We start from the raw sequence: 13,011 nt of genomic DNA on the forward strand, positions 1-13,011 counted from the left end.
GTTGCCTCATCCCAGGGTGGTCGGGAGCCACAGGGTCAGTGACGGCACCAGGATCAGTGCCACCAGGACCAGCAGGGCGATGACCACGAAGGGCCAGATGGTGCGAAACAGCGCGGTGATCTCGAGCCGGCTGACGGCGGCGGCGACAAAGACGCAGGCGCCCATGGGCGGCGTGATCAGCGCGATGGTGATATTGAGGGTGATGATGATGCCCAGGTGGACCGGGTCGATACCCGCCATCATCGCCACCGGGGCAAAGATCGGCGTCAGCAGCATCAGTGCCGAGACTTCCTCCATGAACATCCCGGTGATGAAGGTGATCAGGCTCAGCAGCAGCAGGATGACCACCGGGTTGTCGACGTAGGGAGTCAGCAGTTCGACGAACTGATTCGGCACCTGGGCGTAGGACAACAGCCAGCTCACCGTGCTGGAAGCGGCCATGATCACGAAGATCGCCGCCGTCAGGCGGGTGGTGTCCACGCAGGCCCGCCATAGCCCGGCCAGGCACAGGTTACCGGCAAGCACGCCGTAGAGCGCCACATAGGCGACGGTCAGCGCGCCCGACTCGGTCGGCGTGACCAGGCCCATGACGATGCCGGCGACGATCAGGAAAGGAGCCATCAGCGCAGGCAGCGCCCCCAGGGCGGCGATGCCTAGCTGGCGTGCCCCGGGCCAGCCGTCGCCTTTGGGCAGGCCCTTGCGCCTGGCGTAGACGGCGTTCATGCCCATGAAGGCGGCGCCCAGCAGCAGCCCGGGGATGACACCTGCCAGAAACAGGTCACCCACCGAGGTATTGGTCAGCGAGGCGTACAGAATCATGAAGATGCTGGGCGGAATGATCGGCCCGATCAGCGAGCTGCCGGCGGTGAGGCCGGCGGCAAAGGCGGTGGAGTAGCCTTCCTTGCGCATGGCCGGTACCAGCAGCGAGCCCAGCGCCGAGGTGTCGGCCACCGCCGAGCCGTTGACGCCAGCGAAGAACACGCTGGAGACCACATTGACGTGGCCCATGCCGCCGCGCAGGTGGCCCACCAGCAGACGCGCCAGCGCCATCAGCCGGTCGGTCAGTTTCGAGGCGTTCATCAGGTTGCCGGCGAGGATAAACAGCGGGATGGCCATCAGCGAGAAGGCGTCGATGCCGCCGAAGAACTGCTGGGGCATCATTCGCGGGATCATCGACAGGTCGACGAAGGCAAAACCGACCACCGCGGTGGCCAGCAGCGAGATGAACAGCGGCAGGCCGAGCAGCACATGGACGATAAACACCGCCAGCATGGCGAGGGTCATGAGTGCGGCTCCTCGGTGTCCAGGGTGGGCAGCGGGTGAGGCCCGTGGCACAGCGCCATCAGCGCCAGCAGGGCGAAGCCGATAGGCACGGACATCACCGGTACCGCGCGGCTGATGCCAAGCCCCTGGCTCTGGAAGATGGCCACCGACTGGGCGTACTGGAAGCTGAACCAGGCACCGCCGATGGCCAGCACCAGGGTCAACAGCCACTGGTACCAGGACAGTAGCCTGCTGGCCAGGCGCGGAATCAGCCGCTCGATCAGAGCGACACGCATATGGCCGCCCTCGATCCAGACGCTGCCAAGCGCCAGCATCACCGCGCCGATGATCAGGTAGCGGGCCAGCTCATCGGTCCAGATCGGCGCGCCGCCGGCCAGGTAGCGCGCGAGCACGCCGTAGAGCATGGCGAGCAGGTCGATCACCAGCAGAGCGCTGGCGACCCATAGCGATAGTCGCCGCAGGGCCATCAGCGGCGGAGAGTGGGCAAGTGACCAGGACATGGGCAAAGGCTTCCACGGCAGGGGTGAAGATCGGCGGAGCGCCCTCGGGCAGCATCCAATCGAGGATTATCCGGAGATTGAGGCTTTCCAGCGACTGGGCTTTAGTGAAAAGTCCCAGTGTAGAGGGGCTCAAGGCAGCCGCGCTCTGGGCAGCGCCTGGTCGACGGGTATGGCCACCAGGCGCTTGCTTGGGCTGTCTGGCTCAGGCCCGTCAGGGCCTGAGCACGGTCTAGCGGTTATTCGCCGCTGAGCTCGACGCCAGCGTCATCCAGGGCCATGTCGATGTAGCGCTGCTCGATGTTCTGGTCCTTGAGCCACTCCAGATAGGCCGGCTGGCCCTGCTGGCGGAAGGCCTCGAGCTGCTCGGCGCTGGGACGGATGACCTCCATGCCCTGCTCCTCGAGGTAGGCGATACGCTCGTCGACCTTGGCTTGGTTGTGCTCACGGGCCAGCTGGTTGGCCTCGGCCACCGCCTCGCGGAAGGCCGCCTGGGTCTCTTCATCCCAGCCATTGATCATGCTGGCGTTGCCCACCAGGAACTGATCGGAGTACTGAATGTTGGCCAGCGTCAGGTAGTCCTGCACCTCGTACAGGCTGCCCAGGATGATGTACATCGGCGGGTTCATCTGGCCGTCGGCGACACCGGTCTTCAGCGCCATGTAGACCTCGGTCCAGGGGATTGGGGTGCCGGAGGCGCCAAAGGCTTCGTACAGGGCCACCTGACTCGGGTCCATGGCGCGGAAGCGCAGGCCCTCGAAGTCGGCCGGCTCGGCGATCGGTGTCTTGTCGTTGGTGAAGGCCAGGAAGCCGCCTTCCTCGACCACCGCCAGCAGCTCAAGCCCGGCGCGGCCCTCGAGATCGTCCTTCACCGCCTGCCAGTAGGCGCCTTCGTCGAAGAAGGTGCGGGCGTCATCGAAATCCTTGAACAGGAAGGGGATGGCGCTGACGAATACCTCGGGAACGATCGGCGACATGCCGGCGAAGGAGGCGATGTTCAGGCTCGGCGAGGCCATGGTCTGCTCCATGCGCTCCTGCTCTTCACCCAGCATGCTGTTGGGGTAGAGTTTGAGCTCGAGCTCACCGTCGGTCTTTTCTTCCACCAGTTCCTTGAGGTTGGTGGCGAAGACGTGGACGGCGTTCTTGTCCGGATCGGGGGCGCCGTTGTAGCTCAGGTTGACGGTGGTGGCGGCCAGCGCCGAAGCGGCCGACAGGCTCAGCGCCGCGGCGGTGGACAGGGCGGCGACCAGGGGAAGGGGGCGAAACAGGCTCATGGGACTCTCCGGTGTTGTCGTGTTGTTGTAAAACGGCATCGTTGCAAGTCGATATCGAGACTAGGCGTTGTCGCGTTGACTAATCAAACCCTGTGGCGTTGATCTTCAGGCAACGCCTCAGTAGCGGCAAGCTGCCTTGACGCGAGGGGCGTCATCCTGAAAGAAGCGCATGCCTCGTCTGAGATGGGACAGGCACGCCTCGGCGGCCACCGAGAGCGGTCGATCCTGGCGGCTGACGATCTGGGCGCGGGCACCATTGAGCACCGGATGGGCCAACGGCAACACCCGGATCAGCCCCTGCTCGATATCGTCGGCAACGGTCAGTTCCGGCATAAAGGTGACACCGATCCCGGAGCGCACGAAGTTCTTCAGCACCGCCACCGAATTGGTGTGCAGCCGTGAGGTCAGATGCAGGCGCTCCTGGTGGGCCACCTGGTCGACCATCTGGCGCATCCCGAAGGGGTTGTCCATCAGCGCCAGCGGCCAGTCGCTGATCTCGTAGAGGGTCAGCGGCGTCTGGCGCCGCGTCAGCGGGTGGTCGGCGGGTACGATCAGGTCCAGCGGGTGGCGGCGCTCGACATGGCAGTGCAGCGTCGGGTCCACCGGTGGGGCATACAGCAGCGCCAGGTCCACCTCGCGATCGCGGATCAGGGCCATGGCCTCGTTGACGCCGGCCATCACCACCACGATGTCGATGCCCGGGTGGGCGGTCATGAAGGTCTGCAGCGGGGCGTTGATCAGATCGGCGATGAAGCCTTCGCCCACCGCCAGACGAACCTCCCCGCTGTTCAGGCTCTGCAGGGCGTTGAGCCGTGACAGGGTGGCGCTTTCGGCGTCGCACTGGGCGCGATGGTGGTCGACCAGCAGGCGCCCGGCTTCGGTCAGCGAGACGCCGTCGGGGTGGCGGGTCAGCAGGGGCGTTGCCAGTTCTTCTTCCTGTCGGCGGATCAGTCGGCTGATGGCCGAAACGTCCACATTGAGGTGGACGGCGGCGGCGCGCAGCGAGCCACGGCGCTGCACTTCACACAGATAGGCCAGGGCACGGCCGTTGAGCATCGGGATTCCTTGGTCGTGGTGGGGCGGTGTCTGTCATTGTCCTGCAAGTGGCTTGGCGGCGCAGGCGGAGAGTGGCAGACTCATCAGGCCCAAAAGGCATAGATCAATAACCATAACGCAAAAAAGGAATCTCACGGATGCGATCGTTTTCCCGCCCCCTGCTGCTTGGCGCCCTGATCGGGCTCTCCGCCCTTGCCACCACCACCGTTCAGGCGGATGAGCCACTCAAGCTGGGGGTGGATATCCCGTTCGAGCCCTTCGAGTATCGTCTTCCCGATGGCACCCTTGCCGGTTTCGAGGTGGAGCTCGGGGAAGAGGTGTGCCGGCGCATCCAGCGCCAGTGCGAGTGGGTCGAGCAGAGCTGGGATGGCATCATCCCGGGGCTGATGGCGCGCAAGTACGACGCCATCATGTCATCGATGGCGATCACCGAGGAGCGCAGACAGCAGGTGCTGTTCTCCGAACCCTACTACTCCAACCCCAGCGTGTGGGTGACCCTGCGTGATCAGCAGATCGACCCCGATGATCGCGACAGCCTCGAAGGCCTGACGGTGGGCGTACAGCGCGGCACCATCCGCGATCGCTTCATCACCGACACCTATGGCGACATCATGGAGGTTCGTCGCTACGCCACCGCCGAGGACCTGGCGCTGGACGTCAAGACCGGACGCCTGGACAGCGCCTTCATGTACTACCCGCTGGCCCTGGCCAATCTGCAGGTGGACGAGGCCGACAGCGAGGTGGTGGTCAGCTCCGAGTTGATCCGTGAGCCCAAGTCGTACTTCGGCCATGGTGTGGCGGTGGCCTTCCGTCCCCGCGACAAGGAGCTCGCCGAGCAGTTCAACCAGGCCCTGGCCGAGATCAAGGAAGACGGCACCTACGACGAGCTGATGCACAAGTACGTGGACTACGACATCAAGATCTGAAGATGGTCTGGCCTGGCCGGACCCTCGCCAGGCCCAGTAAGCGACTTTGATACCGGTAGTTGGAACACCAAAAGGGCGGCCATTGGCCGCCCTTTTTGTTGCGCTAGCTGGGCTTATGTCGTTGCCAGAGGCGTATCCGGGTCCGCGCGGTGCTCAGGCCCCGGTCTCGGCCTTGGCGCCGGGCTCGAGTATCTCCCGGGCCAGGTTGCGTCCGGCCTGGGTCAGGTGCAGGCGCTCGCCCTCCTGGACGACCAGATGGCGCTGGCGCGAGCGCTCCACCACCCGCTCGGCACGGGCGGGGTCCCACATCAGGTGATCACGCAGCGCCATGGTGACGTTTTCTACCGCCTTCTCCGGGCCGTCCTCGTGGTGATAGAGGTGCACCATCAGGGTACGGCTCTCGTTCAGCTCGCGCTGGCGGCGACGTTCGAGCCATTGAGCGAAGACGCCGTAGCGCGGGCCGAGGAGGAAGGCCAGGGCGAGGAAGACGCCGGTCATCACCGCCATCATGCCGCCGATGGAGACGTCCCAGGCCACCGCCAGGTAGTAGCCCGAGACGCTGGAGGCGGCGGCGATCAGCGAGGCGTAGACGAAGATCTTCCACAGCCGGTCGGTGAGCAGGTAGGCCGCCGAGGGCGGCACGATGACAAAGGCCACGAACAGCACCGCGCCCACAGCGTCGAAGGCGGCCACCGCGGTGCCGCTGGTCAACAGCAGCAGCACATAGAACAGCGCGGTCGGCGCGAAGCCCAGCGCCTTGGCCAGGGCGCTGTCGAAGGTGGCGAGCTTCAGCTCCTTGTAGAAGGCCGCCACGAAGGCCAGGTTCAGCGCCGTCATGGCGCCCATGGAGACCAGCGCCCGGGGCACCTCGGCACCGCCGATAGGCAGGGTGTCGAGCCACACGAAGCCGATCTCGCCGAGCAGCACGGTGTGGGCATCGATGTGCACGTCGCTGGCGTAGAGGTTGATCAGCAGGACCCCGAGGGAAAACAGCACCGGGAACACCAGACCGATGGCGGCGTCCTTCTTGACCTTCTGGGTCGACACCAGCAGCTCGGTAAGAAACACCGTGAAGATGCCGGTGAGCGCCGCACCGATGATCTGCAACGGGCCGCTGGCCTGGTGGGTCAGCAACCACACCACCACGATGCCGAAGACGATGGAATGGCCGATGGCGTCGGACAGCATGCTGGTGCCGCGCAGTACCAGAAAGGTCCCGACCAGGCTGGAGGCGATGCCGACGAGGGCGCCGACCAGCATGATCATCAGCGGAATATTGTTGAACAGCGATGCCATCATGCGCGGCCTCCCCGGCCCAGGTCATCGAGAATGCGCTCGGCCTCGCGACAGCCTTCCGGCGTCAGTACCCAGCGCTTGTGGTCACCGGGTTCGTGGGACGGCGGCGTCTGCTGGGTGATCAGGCCACGGGCGGTCAAGCGCTCCAGCGCGCGCCGGCTGTCGGTGCCCAGGTAGGCGTCCACCATGCGTTTCTCGGAGCGATAGTGGCGATCGGCGTGGTGGCTGGCGAGCTGGTAGAGGGTGGTGAGCACCCGCTGGTGACGTAGCTGGCGTCGATCACGCTGAAGCTTGAGGATTTCCCAGACAAAGCCCCGGTGAGGCGCAAACAGCAGCGATACCAGCACCACGCTGGACAGGCTCAGGATGATCAGCGGCCCGGTGGCGAGCCCCGGGCCGAGGGCACTGATCAAGGCGCCGGTGACACCACCGACGATACCGAACAGCGCCGACAGCATGACCATGGACTCCAGTTTGTTGGCCCACTGACGCGCTGCCACCGCCGGGGCGATGACCATGGCAGCCATCAGCACCACGCCGACCATCTGCAGGCCGACCACCACGGCCAGGGCGATCATCACCGTCATCAAGGCCTCGAGCAGTGTGACCGGCAGGCCCTGGGTGGCAGCGAATTCGGCGTCGAAGGACACCAGCTTGAATTCCTTCCACAGCCCGCCGACCAGCACCAGCGCCACGCCGCTGACGCCGGCCATGATCCACAGGTCGCTGCGCAGGGTGGCGGCGGCCTGGCCGAACAGGAAGGCGTCGAGCCCCCCCTGGGATGCGTTGCCGGTGCCCTGGATATAGGTCAACAGCACCACCCCTATGGCGAAGAACACGCTGAGCGAGATGCCAAGGGCGGCGTCGGTCTTGAGCCGGCTCATGCGGGTCAGCAGCAGCATCACCAGCGCCGCCAAGGAGCCTGTGAACAGCGCGCCGGCAAGGATGCTGCCCATCTCGCGGCCCCCGGCGATGATGAAGCCCAGGCAGACACCGGGTAGCGCCGCGTGGGACAGGGTATCGCCGAGCAGGCTCTGCTTGCGCAGCACCGCGAAACAGCCGAGCACGCCGCTGACCAGACCCAGCATCGCCGCGCCCATCACCACGTTCTGCAGGGTGTAGTCGCCGAGCAGGGCGTTCAGGCTCATCTCGGCACCTCTTCACGACTTTCCTGCGGGCGCGCCTCGGGGCGCTGGCCGGCGAGCTCGCGCTCGGCGGGAATGGCGCCGGTGACATCGTCGAGCAGGGCGATCTGGCCGCCGTAGGCGCGGCGCAGGTTGTCGGCGGTATAGACGTCGTTGACCGGCCCCTGGGCGATCACTCGCACGTTGAGCATCAGCATCCAGTCGAAGTAGCTGCGCACCGTCTGCAGGTCGTGGTGGACCACGATCACCGTCTTGCCCTGGTCCCGCAGCCTGCGCAGGATGTCGACGATGGCGCGTTCGGTGGTGGCGTCGACACCGGCCATGGGCTCATCGAGGAAGTAGACGTCGGCCTTCTGAACCAGCGCCCGGGCCAGGAACACCCGCTGCTGCTGGCCGCCGGACAGCTGGCTGATCTGGCGATCGGCAAAGCCGTCCATGCCGACCATCTCCAGCGCCTGCATGGCCTCGTGTCGCTCGCGGCGGCCGGGCCGCCTGAGCCAGCCCAGCCGGCCGTAGAGGCCCATGCCGACCACGTCCTGTGCGGTGGTGGGGAAATCCCAGTCCACCGTGGAGCGCTGGGGCACGTAGCCGACCCGCCGCCGCGCCTGGCGGTAGGGGCGTCCATGCAGGGTGACGTGGCCGGCGACGCTGGGCACCAGGCCGAGGATGCTCTTGATCAAGGTGCTCTTGCCGGCGCCGTTGGGGCCGACGATGGCGGCCATGACACCGGGCGGTACGTCGAAATCGATGTCCCACAGCACCGGCTTGCCATGGTAGCTGACCGTCAGGTCCTCCACGTGGAGGGCCAGGTCGGGTTCGTGGAGCTGCTCGCTCATGGTGTGGCTCCTGTCGACCTCGCGGTGGCGTTCAAGCGCTGCGGGGTGGTGGTGTTCACTGGTCGGCGTCCTGGCTGGCGGAGGCGATCTGCGCCGCGAGGGCCTCGGGCAAGGGGGCGGGCTGACCGCCCAGGGCGCTGACGATATGCTCGGTGTTGCTCTTGAGCATGCCGATGTAGGTGCCCTCCAGGGTGCCCTTGGCGCCCATGGCGTCGGAATAGAGCTGACCGCCGATCTCGACCCGGTGGTCCTGATCGGCGGCGGCGTCGATCACCGCCTGGACGGTGCGCGGATTGATGGTGCTCTCGACGAACATGGCGGGAACGCCACGCTCGACCACCAGCTCGGCCATGCGGCGAATATCGGCCACGCCGGTCTCGGTGGCGGTGGATAGCCCCTGGATGCCGGCCACCTCGATGCCGTAGGCGCGTCCGTAGTAGCCGAAGGCGTCGTGGGCGGTCACCAGGATGCGCTGCTCGGCGGGGACGCTGTCGATGCTGGCCTGAATCCAGTCATCGAGTTCGGCCAGTGACGCCTGGTAGGCCTCGGCGCGCTGCTGCATGGCCTCGGCACAGTGCGGACGCTGCTCTCCCAGCAGTTCCGCGATGACCGGAACGTTCCGGGCCCAGAGTCCTGCATCCATCCACAGGTGGGGGTCGACGCCATAGGCGTCCTGGGTGTGGATAAGTTGGTCGTCGCCGACGGCCTGCTCACTTACCGCAGCGGTGGGCTTGATCCGGGAAAATCGATCGAACACCTTGCCGAGCTGGCCCTCCAGTGAAAAGCCGCTGTAAAGGATCAGCTCGGCCTGATCGAGATCGTGCACGTCACGGGCGCTGGCCTGGTACAGGTGGGGATCGATCCCCGGCCCCATCATGGTGTTGACCGCGACGCAGTCGCCGCCCACCTGCTCGACCAGATCGCCGAGCATGCCGACGGTGACGACCACATCCAGCGGCGCCTGCGTCTTCGCAGCGTCGGATTGGGCGTGAACCTGGGGGGTGGTCAGAGCGGCCAGCGAGGCCAGGGTCAGCAGGGCCGAAGCCGGGGCTGAACGACGCATGAACAGGGCTCCTCGGGGCAAGAACGACGCGCAAGCAGCACCGAAGTGCTATTTGGCTATCATTTATAGACGTGGCTAAGTTTTGGCGCCTAAGGCCCCTCGCGTCAAGCGTAGAGCGCTAATCGAGGTGATCGAGTCAGGCTATTCGCGCGATGGAGCGCACCTACAGGCCCTGTCGCCTGGAGGCGGCCCGGGGCTGGCAGAGGGCTGGCATAGGGTTGGCAGAGCGTGGCACGAAGCCAGATGGGATGGGCTCCGGCGATGGCGTCAGCCTTTCAGAAAGCGCTCGAAGGCGGCCAGGGTCTCGGCGCTGACATGGTGCTCGATGCCTTCGGCGTCGACCCGCGCGGTTTCGGGATTGATGCCCAGCTTGATCAGGAAGGCTTCGACGATCTGGTGTCGTTCGCGGCTGGCATCGGCCAGGGCCTTGCCCTTGTCGGTCAGGAAGATGCCGCGATAGGGGCGCTTGATGATCAGACCCTCGTCATCGAGACGCTTGAGCATCTTGGCGACGGTGGGCTGGGCGACGCCCAGGCGGCGGGCGATATCGGTCTGGCGCGCTTCACCGCCGTCGGTGATCAGATCCGAGATCAGCTCGACGTAGTCTTCGATCAGTTCGGTGCGGCGGGCGTCTCGTGCCTTGCGAAACCCCTCGACGTGACTTTCCGGGGAAATCAGCGATGCGCGTTCGTCGTGGTTGAGGGGGTCGTTCATGGGGGATGGAGTCGCCTCGGGTCAGGGTGTCCATCTTGCCAATCGGTGGCGGTAATGCAAGTTCAGCAAAGGTGATACCTCACGTAGAGGCGTTCCGCGGGAAGAGGCGTACCCGTGTCGAGACATTCTCGTATATGCCCATGTCAGGGAAATCGTCAGCCCTGAAGCAGTGGCATCGCCGATCCACCTACCGGCAGTCGGCGGCGCGACGACAGGGCCAGGAATTGATGGAGGGGAAGGGGCTTCGAGTACAGATAACCCTGGAATGAACGACAGCCCAGCTCCAGCAGCCGCTTTTGCTGCTCCACGGTTTCGACACCCTCGGCGATGACACCGAGTTGCAGGGTCTGGGCGAGGGCGATGATGGTCTGGGCGATGGGGGCCGCAGTGGGGTCATCGGTCAGATCGCGGACGAAGGCCACATCGATCTTCAGGCTGTCCAGCGGGAGGCGCTTGAGGTAGGCCAGAGAGGAGTAGCCGGTACCGAAGTCATCGATGGCGAAGCGCACCCCGAGGGTGCGCAGGTGGGTCAGGGTATCGATGACCGGATAGGCCTCACCCAGCATCAAGGACTCGGTGAGCTCCAGGGTCAGCTGGCTCGCAGGCGCCCCGGTATCCGTCAGGGCCCTCTCCACGCCGGTGACGAAGTCGGCGCGCTGGAATTCCCGGGCGCTGACGTTGACCGACAGGGTCCAGGCGCTTCTGTGGGGATCGTGCTGCCAGTCTGCCAGCAGCTCACAGGTCTTGCGCAGCACCCAGTTGCCCAGTTCGACGATCTGGCCGGTGTCCTCGGCCAGGCTGATGAAGGCACTCGGCGAGACCAGCCCCAGCTCCGGATGCTCCCAGCGCAGCAGTACTTCTGCGCCGGTAATCGAGCCCTGGTGATCGACCTGAGGCTGCAGGTACTGGCGCAATTGCTCGCCGACCACCGCGTCCTTGAGCTGTCGCTCGAGCCTGAGTCGAGCATTCAGGCGCTCGACCATGCTGGCTTCAAAGGCGCAAGGACGCTGGGCGGCCTCGCTCTTGCTCTCGAGCAGGGCCAGGCCAGCGCGCTTGAGCAGTTCGCTGACGCCGAGGTCACCGCCACGAAACAACAGGTAGCCGCCGCTGACGCGGCAGCTGTGGCGCTCGCCGGCCAGCGAATAGTCGCCGTTCAAGGATTCCAGTACGCTGCGTGCCTTTTCCCTGGCCTGCCCCATGGCATTCTCAGGGGAGACCGAGAGACCGTCGTAGAGCAGCGCAAATTCATTGCTGCTCAGCCGGGCCAGATCGTTGGCTTGCCTGGCCCAGGGCCTGAGACGGGCCGCCAGCGCCTTGAGCAGGCGATCTCCGGTGGCCTGACCGAGGGCATCATTGATGCCCTTGAAGTTGTCGATATCCACCAGCAGCAACATGATGTGCCGGCCACTGATGTCGCTGGCCAGTTGCAGGGCGTGGATGCGTTCCTGCAGCGAACTGCGATTGGGCAAGGTGGTCAGACCGTCGTGATAGGCCTGGTAACGGATATGCTGCTGGGCGTCATGGTGGGCGGAGGTATCGCTGAGGGTGGCGACAAAATGCCCGCTACCGTCTTCATCGGCGCGTACACGATTGATGCTCAGGCGCGCAGGGAAGCGGCGACCTTGGCGGTGTCGGACCTCGACATCGCCGATCCAGGCGCCATTTTCTCGCAGCGAGCGCAGTACCTGGCTGCGATGCTGATCGAGCCGCAGCAGGGTGTTGAGCTTGAGCATCGAGTGGCCCTGGAGGTCGGTGTGGGGCACACCTGTCAGGGTCTCGAAGGCGTGGTTGCACATGATCATGCGGGCACGCTGATCCAGCAGTACGACGCCATCGTGCATCGATTCGATGACATCCACCAACTGGCGGCGCGAGACCTGCATGCGCATGGCACTGTCCTGTAGCCGCCTGTCGACAAGCACCGTGACCAGGGTGGCCACTGCAAACAGAAATGACAGCACGGCGACGGCGGTGGCCAGTAGCGAGCCGTGATGGGCCATTGGTGTTGTCGCCTGCCAGCCTGGGTCCGGCAGAAAGTACACCGCCATCATGGCCGAATAGTGCATGCTGCAGATGGCCAGGGCGGCAAACACCGCGGCCAGAAGGCTGCCCAGGCGAATGCCCTGCACGCGGGGCAAATCTCTGGACGCATGGAAGCTGTAGATGCTGGCGATACCAAAGGGCAGCGAGATCACCAGTGACAGCAGCAAGGGAATGGGAGCGAAGCGCATGCTGGCAGGCGCTTCCATGGCTGCCATGCCGGTGTAGTGCATGGTGGCGATACCCAGCCCCAGCAGGCATCCCGCGATGATCTTGCGCGTGGTGGACAGTCCCCTGCGAGCCATCGCCGCCACGGCGATCAGGCCGGCGACCACCGCCGGCAGCAAAGAAGCCAGGGTCAGCCACAGACCATGATGGGCGGGAAAGGGCAGACGATAGGCGAGCATGCCGGTGAAGTGCATGCTCCAGATGCCTAGCCCCATCATGGTGCCACCGGCCAGCCACCAGGCCCTGCGTCGATGTTGCCATCGCGCAGAGTGAACGCGTTCGCCGACGGCCATGGCCGAATACACCGATACCAGTGCCACCAGACACGACAGGACGACGAGCCAGGGCGTGTGTACTCCCTGTATGGCCTGGGCGACCTGCGGGTAGGTAATAAAGATGGGCGGCATGGGTCGGGGTGGGTCCCTTGTAGTAAGGCCTTAAGACAACCTCTTCATTGATTAGCATGACCTGGCGCGTAGAGCAAAGGCACCTGCCGGGCGGGATAGTCTTCATGCGAACGTGACGGATCCGCGTTTGAGTATAGAATTGTCGGTCAATGCTTGCGTGATACGGGGCGCTATATTGTTGTCCTGGCGGTGAAAAAAGTGTAAATACCGGCGCCCGCCTCAGAGAAGAAAATCATAGTAGGCAG

At 65.1% G+C, this 13,011-nt stretch carries 11 protein-coding genes; 1 reads left to right on the forward strand and 10 read right to left on the reverse strand.

Annotation, left to right across the window (positions count from 1 at the left end; all coding sequences use genetic code 11):
• Positions 1-6: 6 nt before the first annotated feature.
• The 4 genes from NFI08_RS06825 to NFI08_RS06840 all read right to left on the reverse strand — a co-directional run bounded on the left by NFI08_RS06825 (position 7) and on the right by NFI08_RS06840 (position 4,111).
• The gene (locus NFI08_RS06825) at positions 7-1,284 is read right to left on the reverse strand and encodes a TRAP transporter large permease (RefSeq protein WP_349588214.1); all 1,278 of its coding nucleotides are present in this window, start codon (positions 1,282-1,284) and stop codon (positions 7-9) included.
• The gene (locus NFI08_RS06830; protein ID WP_045993166.1) at positions 1,281-1,784 is read right to left on the reverse strand and encodes a TRAP transporter small permease; all 504 of its coding nucleotides are present in this window, start codon (positions 1,782-1,784) and stop codon (positions 1,281-1,283) included. Before NFI08_RS06830 ends, NFI08_RS06825 begins: the two co-directional genes overlap by 4 nt.
• Positions 1,785-2,020: 236 nt before the next feature.
• On the reverse strand, positions 2,021-3,055 hold the full coding sequence (gene dctP / locus NFI08_RS06835) for a TRAP transporter substrate-binding protein DctP (RefSeq protein WP_287163535.1): 1,035 nt from the start codon (positions 3,053-3,055) through the stop codon (positions 2,021-2,023).
• Between the two features lie 117 nt (positions 3,056-3,172).
• Complete coding sequence (locus NFI08_RS06840; RefSeq protein WP_045993168.1) at positions 3,173-4,111, reverse strand: LysR family transcriptional regulator; 939 nt, start codon at positions 4,109-4,111, stop codon at positions 3,173-3,175.
• A 137-nt stretch (positions 4,112-4,248) separates the two neighbouring features.
• Between NFI08_RS06840 and NFI08_RS06845 the strand changes: the two genes are divergently transcribed.
• Positions 4,249-5,037 (forward strand): transporter substrate-binding domain-containing protein, encoded by a 789-nt coding sequence (locus NFI08_RS06845; protein WP_108131830.1) that lies wholly within the window; start codon positions 4,249-4,251, stop codon positions 5,035-5,037.
• A gap of 153 nt (positions 5,038-5,190) precedes the next feature.
• Here NFI08_RS06845 and NFI08_RS06850 read toward each other — a convergent pair whose 3' ends face one another.
• From NFI08_RS06850 to NFI08_RS06875, 6 genes are all read right to left on the reverse strand, one after another.
• Positions 5,191-6,336, reverse strand: coding sequence for a metal ABC transporter permease (locus NFI08_RS06850; RefSeq protein ID WP_349588220.1), 1,146 nt, complete (start codon positions 6,334-6,336; stop codon positions 5,191-5,193).
• Positions 6,333-7,481 carry a metal ABC transporter permease gene (locus NFI08_RS06855; RefSeq protein ID WP_108450036.1) on the reverse strand — a complete coding sequence of 383 codons (1,149 nt, stop codon included), beginning with the start codon at positions 7,479-7,481 and terminating at the stop codon, positions 6,333-6,335. Before NFI08_RS06855 ends, NFI08_RS06850 begins: the two co-directional genes overlap by 4 nt.
• On the reverse strand, positions 7,478-8,314 hold the full coding sequence (locus tag NFI08_RS06860) for a metal ABC transporter ATP-binding protein (RefSeq protein WP_045993172.1): 837 nt from the start codon (positions 8,312-8,314) through the stop codon (positions 7,478-7,480). Before NFI08_RS06860 ends, NFI08_RS06855 begins: the two co-directional genes overlap by 4 nt.
• 55 nt (positions 8,315-8,369) lie before the next feature.
• Complete coding sequence (locus NFI08_RS06865; protein WP_108450035.1) at positions 8,370-9,377, reverse strand: metal ABC transporter solute-binding protein, Zn/Mn family; 1,008 nt, start codon at positions 9,375-9,377, stop codon at positions 8,370-8,372.
• 267 nt (positions 9,378-9,644) lie between these two features.
• Positions 9,645-10,091: a manganese-binding transcriptional regulator MntR gene (gene mntR / locus NFI08_RS06870; protein ID WP_108131827.1), complete on the reverse strand. Its 447-nt coding sequence runs from the start codon at positions 10,089-10,091 to the stop codon at positions 9,645-9,647.
• A 155-nt stretch (positions 10,092-10,246) separates the two neighbouring features.
• Positions 10,247-12,766 carry a bifunctional diguanylate cyclase/phosphodiesterase gene (locus tag NFI08_RS06875; protein WP_108450034.1) on the reverse strand — a complete coding sequence of 840 codons (2,520 nt, stop codon included), beginning with the start codon at positions 12,764-12,766 and terminating at the stop codon, positions 10,247-10,249.
• Positions 12,767-13,011: the final 245 nt, after the last annotated feature.

The organism is Halomonas sp. EF61 (assembly GCF_040147045.1).
Taxonomy (GTDB): domain Bacteria; phylum Pseudomonadota; class Gammaproteobacteria; order Pseudomonadales; family Halomonadaceae; genus Halomonas; species Halomonas litopenaei.